Source organism: Curtobacterium sp. MCBD17_026 (assembly GCF_003234895.2).
Classification (GTDB): Bacteria; Actinomycetota; Actinomycetes; order Actinomycetales; family Microbacteriaceae; genus Curtobacterium; species Curtobacterium flaccumfaciens.
In genome coordinates this window covers 2,156,709-2,172,483 of sequence record NZ_CP126281.1, presented here as the reverse complement: position 1 = coordinate 2,172,483, position 15,775 = coordinate 2,156,709, and the positions used below count along the sequence as shown (strand labels likewise).

The 15,775-nt window shown below is 70.3% G+C and carries 12 protein-coding genes; 5 read left to right on the top strand and 7 right to left on the bottom strand.

What is annotated here, in order from left to right; genetic code table 11:
* Window positions 1–321 precede the first annotated feature (321 nt).
* Window positions 322–1,944 carry a hypothetical protein gene (locus tag DEI85_RS10220; protein WP_146249013.1) on the bottom strand — a complete coding sequence of 541 codons (1,623 nt, stop codon included), beginning with the start codon at window positions 1,942–1,944 and terminating at the stop codon, window positions 322–324.
* Window positions 1,945–2,112: 168 nt separating this feature from the next.
* Window positions 2,113–3,015: a LysR substrate-binding domain-containing protein gene (locus tag DEI85_RS10215; protein WP_111123921.1), complete on the bottom strand. Its 903-nt coding sequence runs from the start codon at window positions 3,013–3,015 to the stop codon at window positions 2,113–2,115.
* Window positions 3,016–3,120: 105 nt separating this feature from the next.
* Between DEI85_RS10215 and DEI85_RS10210 the strand changes: the two genes are divergently transcribed.
* Window positions 3,121–6,597 carry a proline dehydrogenase family protein gene (locus tag DEI85_RS10210; protein ID WP_111123922.1) on the top strand — a complete coding sequence of 1,159 codons (3,477 nt, stop codon included), beginning with the start codon at window positions 3,121–3,123 and terminating at the stop codon, window positions 6,595–6,597.
* A gap of 50 nt (window positions 6,598–6,647) precedes the next feature.
* Entirely contained in the window at window positions 6,648–8,024 is a 1,377-nt protein-coding gene (locus tag DEI85_RS10205; protein WP_111123923.1) for an RNA/DNA-binding domain-containing protein, read from the top strand.
* A 165-nt stretch (window positions 8,025–8,189) separates the two neighbouring features.
* Here DEI85_RS10205 and DEI85_RS10200 read toward each other — a convergent pair whose 3' ends face one another.
* Together DEI85_RS10200 and DEI85_RS10195 are read right to left on the bottom strand one after the other, a co-directional pair.
* Entirely contained in the window at window positions 8,190–8,633 is a 444-nt protein-coding gene (locus DEI85_RS10200; protein ID WP_111123924.1) for an acyl-CoA thioesterase, read from the bottom strand.
* The gene (locus DEI85_RS10195) at window positions 8,630–9,238 is read right to left on the bottom strand and encodes a QsdR family transcriptional regulator (protein ID WP_071247243.1); all 609 of its coding nucleotides are present in this window, start codon (window positions 9,236–9,238) and stop codon (window positions 8,630–8,632) included. Before DEI85_RS10195 ends, DEI85_RS10200 begins: the two co-directional genes overlap by 4 nt.
* 59 nt (window positions 9,239–9,297) lie before the next feature.
* On the opposite strand from DEI85_RS10195, the gene DEI85_RS10190 reads away from it, so the two are divergent.
* Window positions 9,298–10,479 (top strand): acyl-CoA dehydrogenase family protein, encoded by a 1,182-nt coding sequence (locus DEI85_RS10190; RefSeq protein WP_111123937.1) that lies wholly within the window; start codon window positions 9,298–9,300, stop codon window positions 10,477–10,479.
* 30 nt (window positions 10,480–10,509) lie between these two features.
* Here DEI85_RS10190 and DEI85_RS10185 read toward each other — a convergent pair whose 3' ends face one another.
* Complete coding sequence (locus DEI85_RS10185) at window positions 10,510–12,564, bottom strand: S9 family peptidase (protein ID WP_111123925.1); 2,055 nt, start codon at window positions 12,562–12,564, stop codon at window positions 10,510–10,512.
* The gene (locus tag DEI85_RS10180; protein WP_111123926.1) at window positions 12,561–13,457 is read right to left on the bottom strand and encodes a patatin-like phospholipase family protein; all 897 of its coding nucleotides are present in this window, start codon (window positions 13,455–13,457) and stop codon (window positions 12,561–12,563) included. The genes DEI85_RS10185 and DEI85_RS10180 overlap by 4 nt, the downstream gene beginning before the upstream one ends.
* 113 nt (window positions 13,458–13,570) lie before the next feature.
* Here DEI85_RS10180 and DEI85_RS10175 point away from each other — a divergent pair, with 113 nt between their 5' ends.
* Both DEI85_RS10175 and DEI85_RS10170 read left to right on the top strand, forming a co-directional pair.
* Window positions 13,571–14,380, top strand: coding sequence for a GAF domain-containing protein (locus tag DEI85_RS10175; RefSeq protein ID WP_146249014.1), 810 nt, complete (start codon window positions 13,571–13,573; stop codon window positions 14,378–14,380).
* Window positions 14,381–14,421: 41 nt separating this feature from the next.
* A complete protein-coding gene (locus DEI85_RS10170) occupies window positions 14,422–14,607 on the top strand; it encodes a hypothetical protein (protein ID WP_027465208.1) in 186 nt (61 codons plus the stop codon).
* A gap of 91 nt (window positions 14,608–14,698) precedes the next feature.
* Here the strand turns inward: DEI85_RS10170 and DEI85_RS10165 are convergent, their stop codons facing one another.
* Window positions 14,699–15,730: an NADPH:quinone reductase gene (locus DEI85_RS10165; RefSeq protein ID WP_110862559.1), complete on the bottom strand. Its 1,032-nt coding sequence runs from the start codon at window positions 15,728–15,730 to the stop codon at window positions 14,699–14,701.
* Between the last annotated feature and the right edge of the window lie 45 nt (window positions 15,731–15,775).

The window sequence follows — 15,775 nt, the reverse complement described above, 5'->3', positions numbered from 1 at the left end:
CGCCGGATCAGCGTCCTCTACTCAGGGAATGTCCCGTGGGGAGCAGACCTGACGATCCTTCGGTCACGGATTGGTCACGACCTGCACCGGGACCGGCGCGACGGCCGAGGCGGACGCGCACCGGGCCTCCGAACAGACTGCCCCCCCCCCGCTGCCCACGGATGACGCGCTCTCAGTCCCCGTCCACCGCGGCCGCGCGCTCGAGGCGCGCAGTGCCCCGCTCCCATCCGGGATTCCACAGGAACGCGCGAAGACGGACTGGAGGCGCGGGGCAGTCCTGCCCCGCGCCTCCGGTCCGTCAGGCGGTCGCCGTGGCGTGCCTCAGCCGAGTCGGCGACGCAGGCGCCAGACGAGCAGGCCGGCGCCCGATGCCAGCAGGCCGAGGGCCCACGCGAGCGGGCCGGACTCGTCGGCACCGGTGTACGCGAGGGTGCCCGACGCGGTCGGCGTGTGGGTGGTCGTGACCGTGGTCGTCGCCGTCGGCTGCACCTCGAAGCGGATGGTGCTCGTCACGTCGCCGGACGCCACGGTGATCGTGTGCGGCGACGCGTGCTCGAAGGTCACCCACGTGGCCGCAGCATCGGGGTCGTACTCGATGCGGTCGCTGGCGACGTCGCTCGTGAAGGCGAGGTCGGTGTGGTCACCGACCGGCTGCCCGTCGGCGTCCACGGCCAGGGCGCGGATCTGCACCCGGGCACCCTGTCGGGCCGGGATCGCGTCGACCTGCTGCGCGTCGCCGTCCGCCGGGTAGTAGGTGATCACGTCGCCCTCGACACCCCACCGGTCGCCGGACGTCCCGTCTGCGGGGAGCACCCCGATGGTGATGCCGGCGACGGGAGCGGGGGCCTCGGAGACGCGGACCGTGAACGAGGTCGAGACGCCGCCCTCGGACACCGTCAGTGTGCGGGTGCCCGGCTCCGAGAACGTCACCGTGTTCGCCGACCAGTCCGGGTCCCAGACCACGCCGTCGGACGCGGTGGTGCTCGTGACGGTCGAGCGCGGGTACTCGTCGCCCGGGGTGGTGCGGTTGCCCAGCGCGTCGACGGCCAGGCCCGCGAGGGTCATCGAGGAGCCGACCGTGGCGGGGACCTCCGACACCACGGTGTCACCGGTGCCACCCGGCGCGTACTCCCGGATCGTCCCGTCGGCGTCGACCTGCCAGCTGACGTCGGAGTCCGAGCTGTCGACGCCGAACGTGACACCCACCGGGGCGCCGGGCTCGATGTCGACCTGGACGTACTGCACGGCGGTCTGGTGCAGGTCGGTCGCGGTGACCTCGAACAGTGCGGGCCCGTCGATCGTGCTCAGCGGGTTGGCGCTCAGGACGCCGGTCTGCTCGTTCCAGGACCAGCCGTTGAGGTCGTTGTTCGGGAAGAAGTTCAGCGGGTTGAACAGGTACTCCAGCGGGCCGTCGCCGCCCTGGGCGGTGAAGGTGTGCGAGAACGGCTGGCCGGCGGTCGCGGTGAGGACGATCGGCGCGTCCTTGCTCGACGGCTCCGCCCAGGTGACGGGCGTCGATGCCTCGGGGCCGGGCTGTTCGGCGGCGGGGGTCGTCGTCGTGGTGTCCGCGGCGGGCGGCGCGGTCGCGGCCGGGGTGGGTGTCGGGGTGTTGTCCGGCGCCGCCGTCTCGTCGGTCGGTGCGGGTGCGGGTGCTGGTACAGGTGCCTGGTCGGCGGTCTCGCCATCCGGTGCGGGCTGCGCCGTGTCGGGAGCGGTATCGGTGCCGGTGTCGTCCGCCGTGGTGTCGAGTGCGGTGGTCGCGGTGGTCGCGGTGGTCGCGTTCTGCGGAGCCGACGTCGCGGTGGTGCTCGGTGCAGCGGTCTCGTCGGTCGCTGCGGAGGCGGCGCTCGCCCCGATGCCGAACGCCGACGAAGCCGTGACGATCGCGATCGCCGCTCCGATCGCCGCGCTGCGGCGGAAGGTGTACTTGCAGGACTGGTTCATGGGATCCCCCTCGGATGCCGGGACGGGACGCCGGATCAGCGCCCCTCACTCAAAGGATGTCGCCCGCTTGACCAGTTCTGACGATCGCTCGATCACGGAATCATCACGATGGCAACGGAGGTACGCAGCCGTCGTGCCGGACCCGCGCCGCGCCTCCAGACCGCCGTGTCACGCTCCGACGACGGACGCGGCACGTTCGAGCGCGGCGCGGAGCGCTCGCACGGCTGGTGACGATGCGCCAGCGGCGCGGACCACCGTGAAGATCGTCCGACGCGGGCGCTCGGGCAGCTCGAGCAGCCGGCACGTCGTCGTCCGCCCGGTCCACATCAGGTCGGGCATCAGGCTGACGGCGTTGCCCGACTCGACCAGGCGGATCTGCGTCTGCAGGTCGGCGGTCTCGTACCGGACGTCGGGCTCGAAACCCCAGCGCCGGCAGACCTGCTCGGCGAAGTGCCGCGACGCGGTCCCGCGGGGCTCCATCACCCACGGCATGGTGCGGGCGTCCTCGAGCGACGACACCGGGCGCAGCGCCGTGTCGCGCGGGGGCAGGGCGAGCCGGACCGCGTCGGTCGTCAGGTCGGATCGGTCGAGCCCCGGCAGGTGCGGAGCGGCATGGGCGGGGTACTGCTCCGCGATGACCATGTCGAAGTCGCGAGCCCACGTCTCGTTCAGCGCGGTCTCCGGTTCCCGCTGCACCATCTCGACCCGGACGTCCGGGTGTTCCGTGGCCATCTCGTGCAGGGCGCTCGGCATCAGGGCGAGGGCCGCCGACTGGAACACGGCGACCCGCACGCGGCCCTGCACGGACGACAGGGTCTCCTCCACCTGCGACTGCGCGTGCTCGAGGACGTCGAGCACCTGGCCCGCCGCGGCCACGAGCACCTCGGCCTGCGGGGTGAGCTGGAGCCGTCGCCCCGCCTTGCGGAGGAGCTGCACGCCGGCCTCCCGCTCCAGGGCGCTCAGCTGCTGCGAGACCGCCGACGGGGTGAAGTTCACCGCCTCGGCGACGGCCGCGATCGTGCCGCGGATGGACAGCTCACGGAGGAGCACGAGACGGCGGACGTCGAGCATGGTCCGACGCTAGCCGGGTCACGACCGGAACGGTAGCGCGACTGAATGGTATCCATCAGGAACGCTCACTTCCGCTACCGCATCTCAGACCTCCACACTGAACCCATGACGACGCTGCACGAGGACTCCGCCATCGACCACGACGCCCTGGCGGACCAGTCCGTCGCGCTCGTTCGACAGTGGCTCGCCGAGGCCGAGTCGTACCCGGTCGACGGCTCCGCGAAGCAGCTCGCCGGCGTGCTCGCCGACCCCGCCGGACTCGATTTCGCCGTCGGGTTCGTCGACGGGGTCGTGCGACCGGAAGACCTCGCCGTCGCCGCCCGCAAGCTCCGCCAGATCGCCCCGGACGCCCCCGGGTTCCTGCCCGCCGCGCTCCGCGGACTCGTCCGGCTCGGCGGCGGCATGGCCCCGGTGCTGCCGAACGTCGTCGTCCCCATCGCCCGACGGGTCCTCCGTAACATGGTCGGTCACCTGATCGTCGACGCCACCGACTCCAAGCTCGGCCCGGCCATCGCCGGCATCAAGCGCGACGGCGTCCGCCTCAACGTCAACCTGCTCGGTGAGGCCGTGCTGGGCGAGCGCGAAGCCGCCCGCCGACTCGAGGGCACGCACAAGCTGCTGGCCCGCGACGACGTCGACTACGTCTCCATCAAGGTGTCCTCGACGGTGCACCCGCACTCGCCGTGGGCGTTCGACCACGCGGTGGACGACATCGTCGAACAGCTCCGACCGCTCTTCCAGCGCGCCGCAGCCGCCAGCCCGGCCAAGTTCATCAACCTCGACATGGAGGAGTACAAGGACCTCGACCTCACCATCGCGGTCTTCACGAAGCTCCTCGACGAGCCCGAGTTCCTCGGCCTCGAAGCCGGCATCGTGCTGCAGGCGTACCTGCCCGACGCGCTCGCCGCGATGCAGGAGCTGCAGGAGTGGTCCGCCGCCCGCCGCGCCCGTGGTGGCGCGGGCATCAAGGTCCGTCTGGTCAAGGGCGCGAACCTGCCGATGGAGCAGGTCGAGGCCTCGGTGCACGGCTGGCCGCTCGCCACCTGGCACACCAAGCAGGACTCGGACACCAACTACAAGCGCGTGCTCGACTGGGCGCTCACCCCGGACCGCGTCGCGAACGTGCGGGTCGGCGTCGCGGGGCACAACCTGTTCGACGTCGCCCACGCCTGGCTGCTCGCCGGCGAACGCGGGGTGCGGGACGGCATCGAGTTCGAGATGCTGCTCGGCATGGCGCAGGGGCAGGCGTCGGCCGTGAAGAACACGGTCGGTTCGCTCCTGCTCTACACGCCGGTCGTCCACCCGGGCGAGTTCGACGTCGCGATCGCCTACCTGATCCGCCGCCTGGAGGAGGGCGCGTCGCAGGACAACTTCATGTCCGCGGTCTTCTCGCTGGTGTCCTCGCCGCCGCTGTTCGCCCGCGAAGAGGAGCGCTTCCGCGCGTCCCTGGTGCCGCTCGCGACGCCCGAGGGGCTCGAAGCGCCGGCATCACACCGTGTCGCCGACCGCTACGCCGCCGTCGGCCGCCCCGGCCCCGGCCACTTCGAGAACACCCCGGACAGCGACCCCTCGGTCGGCGCCGTCCGCGCCTGGGGCGACGCGATCACCGCACGGGTCGCCTCGTCGACGCTCGGCGTCCGCGCAGTCCAGGAGGCCCGGGTCGACTCCGCCACGGCGCTCGACACCGCGCTCGGTCGCGCCAAGGCCGCCGGTGCGGTCTGGGGGACCTGGTCCGGTGGTGCACGTGGCGCCGTGCTGCACGCCGTCGGCGACGCACTCGAGGCGAACCGTGCCGCCCTCATCGAGGTCATGGCGTCGGAGACCGGCAAGACCATCGACCAGGCCGACCCCGAGGTGTCCGAGGCGATCGACTTCGCGCACTTCTACGGCACCCTGGCGTCCTCGCTCGACGACGTCGACGGTGCGACCTTCACACCCGCGGCGCTGACCCTGGTCGCACCGCCGTGGAACTTCCCGGTCGCGATCCCCGCCGGATCGACCCTCGCGGCGCTGGCGGCCGGGTCCGCCGTCGTGCTGAAGCCCGCACCGCCCGCCGAGCGCTCCGGCGCCGTGCTCGCCTCGATCATCGAGACCGCGCTCGACGCCCACGGGGCCCCGGCCGACGTGCTCGCGTTCCTGCAGGTGTCGGAGAACGACCTCGGCCAGCAGCTCATCGCTTCGCCGATGGTCGACCAGGTCATCCTCACCGGTGCCTACGAGACGGCCGAGCTCTTCCGCTCGTTCCGCCCCGACCTGCCGCTGCTCGCCGAGACCTCGGGCAAGAACGCCGTGATCGTCACGCCGTCGTCCGACCTCGACCTCGCCGTGAAGGACGTCGTCGCGTCCGCGTTCGGGCACGCCGGCCAGAAGTGCTCCGCCGCGTCCCTCGTCGTCATGGTCGGCTCGGTCGCGAAGTCCAAGCGCTTCCGGAACCAGCTGCTCGACGCGGTGTCCTCGCTCACCGTCGGCTACCCGACCGACGCGGCGACCCAGATGGGCCCGGTCATCGAGCCGGCCTCGGGCAAGCTGCTCGACGGCCTGACGAAGCTCGGCGCGGGGGAGTCCTGGGCCGTCCAGCCCAAGCAGCTCGACGAGACCGGCAAGCTCTGGAGCCCGGGTGTCCGGCAGGGCGTCCGCCGTGGTTCGGAGTTCCACCGCACCGAGTACTTCGGCCCGATCCTCGGCATGATGACCGCCGGCTCCCTCGACGAGGCGATCGACATCGTGAACGAGGTCGACTACGGCCTGACCTCGGGCCTGCACTCGCTCGACCCCGCCGAGATCGGCACGTGGCTGTCACGGATCCAGGCGGGCAACCTCTACGTCAACCGCGGCATCACGGGCGCCATCGTCCGGCGTCAGCCGTTCGGCGGGTGGAAGAAGTCGGCCGTGGGTGCCGGCACGAAGGCCGGTGGGCTGAACTACCTGCTCGGGCTCGGTTCGTGGACGCCCGCTGCGGCAACCGCGTCGGCTGCTCCGTCCGCCCCGGTCCGGGCGTTCGCACGGGCCGCCGGCGTGACCTCGGAGGTGCTCGACCGTGCGCTGGCGTCGGACGAGCAGGCCTGGTCGACGCTGTTCGGCACGGCGACCGACGTGTCGGCGCTCTCCGCCGAGCGGAACATCGCCCGGTACCTGCCGTTCCCGTCGGTGCAGGTGCGGCTGGCCGCGGTTGCCGGCTCGGACACGGACCCCGACGCCTCGGTGGTCGAGCTCGTCCGCGTCGTCGCCGCTGCGCTCCGGGCCGGCACGACGATCGAGGTCTCCACGGCCGCGACGCTGCCGTCGTCCGTCGCCTCGGCGATCCGTTCGCTGCCGATCGTCCGCTCGCTGTCGCAGACGGTGTCCGACGAGGCCTTCGCGAGCTCGGTCGCCTCGGGTCCGTCGACCCGGGTGCGGCTCATCGGCGGGGACACCTCGGCGCTGTACTCGGCCGTCGGTGGACGTCCGGACGTCGCCGTGTACGGCGGCCCGGTGACCGAGGCCGGGCGGCTCGAGATCCTGCCGTTCGTCCGCGAGCAGGCGGTGTCGATCACGGCGCACCGCTTCGGCACGCCTAGTGCCCTAACCGTTGACCTCATCTGAGTCCATTCAGCACTAGGCTGAGCGCACTAGATGACGTTCCCGGGGGGACCATGGATACAACAACCATCTCTGACAAGCAGGCAGAGGATCTCGGCGCGATCGACGAGGATCACTTCTTTGACCGGAAGTCGAAAGACATTGCTCCCGGGAAGCTTACTAAGACTATCTCCGGCTTTGCCAATGCGGACGGAGGTGAGCTTTTCGTCGGAATTGAGGACGACGGTCTCTGGAAGGGGGCCGAGGATGTTGAGCAATTCAACGGTCATCTTCAGGCGTTTGAGGCGCTCTTTCCGTACGGGACTGAATTTGATTACGAATTCCTGCGGCACGCTTCACTCGGAACGATCGTGCTGCACGCGACCGTTCAGAAAAGTCGCGAAATCAAGAGAGCTTCGGATGGAAAGGCATACGTCCGTCGCGGTGCGCAGTCGGTTCCGGTCGATGATGAAGCCTCCCTTGCCCGTCAAAAAGGTCTGACAACACATGAGACCGAAGCCCTCAATTATTCGGTCCTCGATCTTATCGAATCGCCCATAATCGCGGGTTTCGTCGAAGGGGTTGTGCCCTCGAATACGCCGGAGAAGTGGCTTCGGAAGCAGCAGCTAATTCTGAATGACCTGCCGACTGTTGCGGGAACGCTATTGTTCCACGATGAGCCCCAGATTCACCTCCCCAAAGCAAGCGTCAAGCTCTACCGTTACACCACCAGCGATGCAGAGGGAAGTCGAGAGCACCTTGCATATCCGCCGATTGCGATTGAGGGGTGTCTTTACGACCAGATTGCCGATGCGGTTCACCAAACGACGGATCAGGTAGAGCAGATTCCGACGCTAGACGCTGAGGGCTTGACCAAGATCAAGTATCCGGAAACTACACTGCATGAAATCATTACCAATGCGGTGATTCATCGCGATTATGCAGTGAACGACGATGTCCATGTGCGCATCTTCGATAATCGGATCGAAGTGCAGAGCCCCGGCTCCCTCCCTGCAAATATCACCGCAAAGAACATTCTTACTGAGCGCTTTTCGCGGAACCCGTCGGTCGTCCGCCTGCTGAACAAGTTCCCTGATGCTCCAAACCAGGACGTCGGTGAAGGGCTCAACACGGCGTTTGCCGCGATGCGCGAACTGGATCTGCGTGATCCTGAGATCAAGGACACCGGTACTTCCGTTCTCGTGATCATTTGGCACGAGGCCCTTGCGTCACCCGAATCTCGAATTGCGGAGTATCTGAAGGTTCGGTCCTCGATCAACAATCGAGAAGCGCGTGCGCTACTCAATCGTCCAGAAGCTGACCGGTCAGTTCGTCGACTCTTCGAGAAGCTTGTCGACTCGGGCGTGATTGAGCGAGTGCCCGGAACGATTCGAGGCGGATCGCGATACAGGCTGAAGTCCGCTTCTGAACCGAGCGTCGCGGGCGAGTAGCTCACTCCGGCCGCTTCGGTACGCCGAACCACCTGACCGACGACCTGATCTGACCCCGGACCGCGGCGCTGGCGTTCGGGTCCAGCGCCGCTTGCACGACCGCAGTGCCCCCGAACCGCGCGATCGCGGGGTTCGGGGGCACTTCGGTTGTGCGAAGGGTCCCGGTCAGTCGGCGACGGCGGGCTGCGGCGCGACCATCGACCCGGTCACGAGCTCGCGGAGTTCGGCGGGCAGCGGGATCGGACGGCGGGCGCCCTCGCGGTCGATGATGACGTGCACGAACTCACCGGTGGCGAGCAGGGCGCCGTCAGACTGGCGGAACAGCCCGAACTCCCACGACAGGCTCGTGTTGCCGAGGTGCTTCGAACGCATCCCGACCTCGATGACGTCCGGCCAGACGGCGGACTCGACGAACCGGCAGCTCGACGACACCAGCACGGCGATCCACTCCGACGAGAACGGGTCGAGCCCGGCGACCTCGCGGAACCAGTACGTCGACGCGTTGTCCATCGCCGAGTAGTAGATCGTGTTGTTGACGTGCCCGAACATGTCGTTGTCGTTCCACCTGGTGGGGTAGGTCCGGCGGAACGGGTACTCGTCGATGGTCATCGGTCTCCGATCGGTGGTGCGGGTGTGGCGTGCACCGCGTCGGGCCGCAGGACGTACTCGAACGCCGCACGGGCCCGGTCGGGATCAGGGGTCTCACCGGAGATGAACTCGGCGTAGGTGAACGACTCGGAGATCCGGACGAGCAGCCGTGCGAGCTCCTCAGCCGACAACGGTGCCGGATCGAACGTACCGGACGACTCCTGCTGCTCGATGAGTGCGGTCACCCGGGCGACGAACCGGCTCTGCACGTCGCTGTCCGAGGTGGTGAGCAGACGCATCGCCCGAGCGGGTTCGCGGGTCAGGAACGCCCGGAAGTACGGGGCGTCGATCAGGTCGGCGGTGAACCGGTCGAGCACGACGACGAGCCGGGCTGCTCCGGTCGCCCCGATCTCGTCGGCGGCGTGGGTGGCCCCGTCGAGCGTCGGGACCGCGAGGGACCACAGGATCTCGGACAGCAACCGGTCACGGTTGCCGACCCAGCGGAACAGCGACGTGCGGTCGACGCCGAGTGCGGCAGCCAACGCCCCCATGTCGATCCGTGAGCCGGCGATGAAGGTGTGACGGGCCTCCCGGAAGGCGCGCAGCGCTGAATCCGATGTGTACACGCGATCCTCCCTTGCAACGTTTTCGAGAATGATGCATCGTGGTTCCCATGTCAACGACGATGCCCGCGACGCCCCTGCTCGAATCGGACTTCTACGGCTTCCAGCAGCAGCTCACGGAGCAGGAGCGCGCGTCGCTCGGGCAGCTCCGGCAGTACCTCGAGCGCGAGGTCGCGCCCATCGCCGACGAGTACTGGGCGCGCGCCGAGTTCCCGATCCAGGTGATCGCGCCGCTGGCCGAGCTCGGCATGTACGGGCCGGGCGTCCCGCTCGTGCGGCAGTTCGAGAACTCAGCCGTGTACCGCGGCTGGGCGGCCCTCGAACTCGGACGCGTGGACGCGAGCGTCGCCACCTTCATCGGCGTGCAGTCCGGCCTGGCGATGAACTCGATCGCGGTCGCCGGCAGCGACGAGCAGCAGCGCGAGTGGCTGCCGCGGATGGCCGCAGGTGAGATCGTCGGGGCGTTCGGGCTCACCGAGCCGTACTCGGGCAGTGACTCGGCGAAGGGTCTGCGCACCACCGCCCGGCGCGAGGGCGACGAGTGGGTGCTCGACGGCGAGAAGCGCTGGATCGGCAACGCCACCTTCGCGGACGTCGTCGTGATCTGGGCGAAGGACGTCGCCGACGGTCAGGTCAAGGGCTTCCTCGTCACCACCGACACCGCGGGCTTCACCGCGACCAAGATCGAGGACAAGATCGCACTGCGCGGCGTGCAGAACGCCGACATCGTCATGCAGGACGTCCGCGTGCCCGAGTCGCGTCGGCTGCAGAACGCGACGTCGTTCCGCTCGACCGCCGAGGTGCTCCGACTGACCCGTACCGAGGTCGCCTGGCAGGCCGTCGGCATCGCGGTCGGGGCGTACGAGGCCGCGCTGGCCTACGCCCGCGAGCGGATCCAGTTCGGCAAGCCGATCGCCGCACACCAGCTCGTCCAGGACCTGCTCGTCAAGTCGCTGTCGAACATCACGGCCTCGATCGCTCTGTGCACGCAGGCCTCGGCCATGCAGGACGCCGGCGTCGGTGGCGACGAGCACTCGGCGATGGCCAAGGCGTTCGCCACCGCGAAGATGCGGGAGACCGTCGCCTGGTGCCGCGAGGTGCAGGGCGGCAACGGCATCGTGCTCGACAAGGGGGTGGCCCGGTTCTTCGCCGATGCCGAGGCGATCTACTCGTACGAGGGCACGCGCGAGGTCAACACCCTGATCGTCGGGCGGGCGATCACCGGGCAGGCCGCGTTCGTCTAGCGGCCCGCCCCGGTTCGCCGAGCGGGTACGCTACCCGAGCAGGGCCGGCCGCTCCCACTCCTGGTCGAGCACGTGTTGCCCGAGGAACGCGAACACCGTCTCGTACCAGACCACGGCGTGCTGCGGGGCGAGCACCCAGTGGTTCTCGTCCGGGAAGTACAGGAACCGGTGCGGCATCGAGCCGTCCGACGCCGCGTGGTGCTCCGCGAGCTCGGACCAGAGCCGCAGCCCCTCACCGATCGGCACCCGGTAGTCCTTGTCGCCGTGGATCACGAGCATCGGTGACGTGATGTCGGCCACGAACCGGTGCGGATCGTTCGCCGCGATCCCGTCGGCGTCGAAGATCGAGGACCAGTACTGCGACATGTCCGTCGTGCCGTTGAACTGGTCGAGCGCCCACAGGCTGGCGTGGGTGACGATCGCGCGGAACCGGTCGGTGTGCCCGGCGACCCAGTTCGCCATGTACCCGCCGAACGACCCGCCCATCGCGGCGGTGCGGGTCGCGTCGATGTCCGCCCGCGCCTCGACCACGTCGGTGATCGCCATCAGGTCGGTGTACGGCGCCTGCCCCCAGGCGTTCCAGCCGCGGTTCACGAAGTCGAGTCCGTAACCGGTGGAGAGTGCGGGGTCCGGCAGCAGCACGGCGTAGCCCCGCGCGGCGAGCAGCATCGGGTTCCAGCGCCAGGACCACTGGTTCCACGAGTTGAGCGGTCCGCCGTGGATCCACAGGACGAGCGGGTGCGGCCCGTCGCCCTCGGGCACGACGAGCCAGCCGCGCACGCGGGCGCCGTCGGCTGCGGTCGTCTCGACCTCTTCCAGGTGGGCGGGCACGTCCGGCAGGGGCGCCGGCGTCGCCAACGGGGTCACCGTGCCGTCCGTCGCGATCCGCACCGGGTGCAGCGGGGCCGCCCAGGAGGCCCGGAGCGCCACGACCACGCCCGTCGCCGCCGCCACGCGCAGGCTCGAGTACGCCCAGTCGTCGTGCGTGAGCTGCTCGACGGCTCCGCCGTCGAGGGGGATGCGGAAGACCGGTGCGCGGCCGTCCTGGTCGGCGACCGCCAGGAGCGCGCGGTCGCCGTGTTCGAACACCAGCTCGTTCGGCCAGCGGTCCCAGTCGGTCGCGACGCGGCGAGCTTCGGAGCCGTCGATGCCGGCGACCCAGACCTCCTGCTGGTTCGCGCCGGCCGGGGTGGAGCGGACGGTGCGGACCCAGGCGATCGTTCGACCGTCGTGGCTGAGCGTCGGCATCTCGTGGTCGACGTCGACGTCGTCGAACAGCACCGTGCGGTGGCCGCTGGACAGGTCGATGGTGACGAGCGTCGAGCGATCTCCACGGGCCTCCCGGACGCCCACGGATGCCAACAGGACCGAGCCGTCGGGCGTGAGCGCCCCGCTGACGTGGTCGAGCGAGCGGCCCGGTGCCGGTGTTCGGTCGACGGGCTGGACGGGGCCGGCGCCGGCGACGGCGGCGTCGCTGTCGGTGTCGCTGTCGGCCGTGTCGATGGTCAGGACGTGCGTCTGTGCCGGGCCGAGGTCGTGGTCCCAGTACCGCACCGGGTAGGTCTCGTGCAGGATCGCCCGGACCTGCTTGTCCTTCCGGGTCTTGCGGAGCTCCGCGTCGGCCTCGAGCACGGCCGCCGGGTCGGACCCGGCCCCCGGCAGCAGGTCGGCGGTCAACGCGACGACGTCCGACGACGCCGCGGTGGCCAGGACCCCGCCGACGCCCCCGGCCAGGCGGGTGAGCGGACGGGCCTCGCCACCGGTCGCGGGCAGCACCCAGAGCTGGGCTGCCTCGAGGTCGGTGGCGTCGGCGTCGGGCCGGGCGGAGACGAAGAGCAGGTCACCGGTGCGGGTGAAGGCGGTGCCGCCCTCGCCCTTGGCAGAGCGTGTGAGGCGGACCGGGCGCGCGGCGGTGTCGGCGGTCGGCGTCGCGGGCACCTGCCAGATCGATCGGCGGTACCCGGTGCCGTCCGGGTCGAGGGCACTGACCGTCAGCGCGACGCGGGCGCCGTCGGGGCTGATGTTGATGCCGTTGACGCGGGGGAGCGCGATGTACTGGTCGAGGTCGGAGAACGGGGTGCTCATGCGTGCACGCTCGCCAGGTCCTCGGCCCAGAAGGCGGCGACCTGCTCGGCGACCGCGGTGCCCTGGGCGTGGCCGGCCTCGGCCGACGGCGCCTGCGTGGCGAGCGAGAGCGAGTTCGTGCCGAAGGCCTGCTGCGACGCGCTGTCCGCCACGACGACCTCGACCGATGAACCACCGGCACGCAGCGCCTCGACGGCGACGTCGAGCCAGGGCCCGCACGGCGACGGGCCCTCGGGGCCGCAGGCGATGACGAGCACCCGCTCGTACCCGGCGGCGGCGTCGGCGTTGGTGCCCGAACGGACGCCACCGTCGACGTACGGGCGGCCGTCGATGGCGACCGGTGTCCAGACGAAGGGCACCGAGCAGCTGGCTGCGACCGCACGGGGGAGCGGCACGCCGTCGGCCGCCGACAGCAGGCGGAAGGTGCCGTCGGTGGCGTCGACCGTGGTGACGGCGAGCGGCTTCTCCGGCCACTCGGTGGACGGGAGCGTCTCGCCGAAGGTCGCCGTGCGCTCGTCGTCGCTCTGCCCGCCGACGACCTGCTGCGCGGCCTGACCGAGTCGAGCGCGGGCGTCCTGCTCGCCGGTCGCGCCCTGCAGTGCTGCGCCGATGTGCTGCTGCACGGCTTCGACGTCGATGGGCGCCGGCTCTTCGTAGGTGGTCGGCGCCGGGGTGTGCTGCTGGTCGTAGGCCTGCTGGACGGCACCGTTCCGGACGAACGCGCCGACGACGCTGCCGGCGCTGGTGCCGACGACGAGGTCGGCGGCGTCGAGGTCGACGCCGGCTTCCTGCAGGGCGACGAGGACACCGACTTCCCACGCGATGCCGGCGACACCTCCGCCGCCGAGGACGAGGGCTCTGGATCCGGGAACGGGCGTGCTGACGTCGGTCATGGGTCCTGCTTACCAGCTGCGTGCGACGGGCCGGTGGAGGCCGTTGGATCCTGTGGAGAACCCGCCTGTGGACAACTCCGTCCGCGTCGGTGGCGTGACCTAGCGTCGTGGTCATGGGGCAACAGCGTTCAGGACGGGTCGGCACGGTCGTGTGGCCGATCGTGGTGGCCGCTGCGCCCACCGCGGCGTTCCAGCTGCCGAACCTGTTCGTCACGCCGGCGGTCCGACTGTCGCTCGTCGCGTTCGGGCTCGTCGTGCTCGTCGGCGCCGTGACGGTGCAGGTGGTCCGGACCCGGCGCAGCGACGCCGCACGGTCGGTGGCCGAGGACAACGCCACCGCGGCAGAGCTCGAGCAGTCGACGGCGGTCCGGTACGCGTTCGGCCAGATCGCCACCCGGCTCGTCCGGTTCACCGAGCTGCCCCGGTCCGATCGCCACGGCGAACTCTCGGTCGTCGCCGACCGCGTCGCCGTGGCCCTGGCGTTCTACCTGCTGCCGAAGGTGCCCGACGTCCGCGCGAACGTGTACCAGCTGTCCACCGACCTGCGGGCGCTCGAGCCGATCGGTCACGGTGGCGCCGGCGACACCGCCGGGGTCTTCCGCGCGGGCACGCCCTACGGCGACCGCAACCTCGAGTGGGTGCTGGTCGGGGGATCACCCCGGATCGTCGGTGACCGCTCCGCCGATGTGGACGGCGACCAGGACCTGCCGGGCTTCGAACCGCGGTACACCTCGTACGTCTCGGTGGTGATCCGGTCCGACCAGTACTCGTTCGGCATGCTCACCGTCGACTCCCCGGTCCCCGACGCCTTCACCGAACTCGACGCCAAGAACATTGCGATGATGGCGTCGTTCATGGCCGTCGCGTTCTCGTTGACCTACTCGTTCCCCGAGCGCGACCGCAATCCAAGGAAAGGCCCGTGATGCTCACACGCTCTGTCGGACGCTCGACGTACGATGCCCCCATGACGACCGTGAACCCTGCTCCGCCGTCGTTCGGGCGTGCCCGGATCTCCTCGCCGAACTGGAACGACACCACCACCGACGCCGACTACGAAGACCTCGACGTCATCGCCGCCAACATCGAACGCGAGCGCGTTGCAGCCCGGCTCCGGGTCACCGCAGCCATCGCCGCGCGTCTGGGTCGCTGACCCCTCCCGCATCGTCCACGACGAACGGCCCCCACGCGTGCGCGGGGGCCGTTCGTCGTCTGCGGAGGCCGAGCCGGATCCGCTGTCGCGGCTACCGCGCCTCGGGCACGTCGATGAGCACCTTGCCGACCGTGTCCTGCTCGACCGCGTCGTGCGCCTGGGCGGTCTGCTCGAGCGCGAACCGGGTGAGCGGGAGACCGGCGTCCTCGCCGACCGGCAGCACGCCGTCGTGCAGCGCCTCGGTGAGGTCCTCGGCCGCCGCGGACAGTGCCTCGTCGCCGATCGTGTAGAGCAGCAGGAACTGGTAGCGGGCGTTCACGCTCATGTTCGGGCGGATCGGCAGGGTCGCCTCGTCACCGCCGTTGTTCGCGTAGATCGACACGACGCCGTGGTTCGCCAGCACGTCGGCGACCAGCGCGGCGTTCTGTGGGATCGACACCTCGACGACGATGTCGACACCGTCCGGCGCGATCGACCGGATGCGCTCGGCGGCGTCCTCTTCGCGGTAGTTCACGACGTGGTGGGCGCCGGCCGCAGTCGCCAGTGCCGCCTTCGCGTCCGAGCTGATCGTCGTGATGACCGTCGCTCCGGCCCAGCGGGCGAGCTGGATCGCGGCGTGCCCCACGGCACCGGCGCCGCCGGCGACGAGCACGGTGAAGCCGTCGAGGGCTCCGGGGCCCAGGCGTGCGGGGCCGTCCTCGTGCGTGGTGAGGGCCCGGTGCGCCGTCATCGCGGGGACGCCGAGCGAGGCGCCGACGTCGAACGAGACGCCATCGGGCAGCGGGACCACGCGCGACTCGGGCACGACCGTGTACTCCTGCGCGGTGCCGGTCGGCCGTGACGCCGCCGCCATGAACAGCCAGACGCGGTCGCCGACGGTGAGCCGTTCGACTCCGGGACCGACGGCGTCGACGACGCCTGCGCCGTCCTGGTTCGGCGTGATCTCGGGGAACGGCAACCCGTCCCCGTAGGTGCCGCCGGCGCGGGCCTTCCAGTCGGTCGGGTTGACGCCGGAGACGACGACGCGGACGCGGACCTCACCGGCACCGGGCTCCGGGATCTCCCGCTCGACGAGTTCGAGGACGCTACTGGCACCGGGCTTCGTGTAGACGATCGATCGCATGTCCCCAGGCAACCACTCGTCGCCGTCGGGGATTCCGAGTGCGGG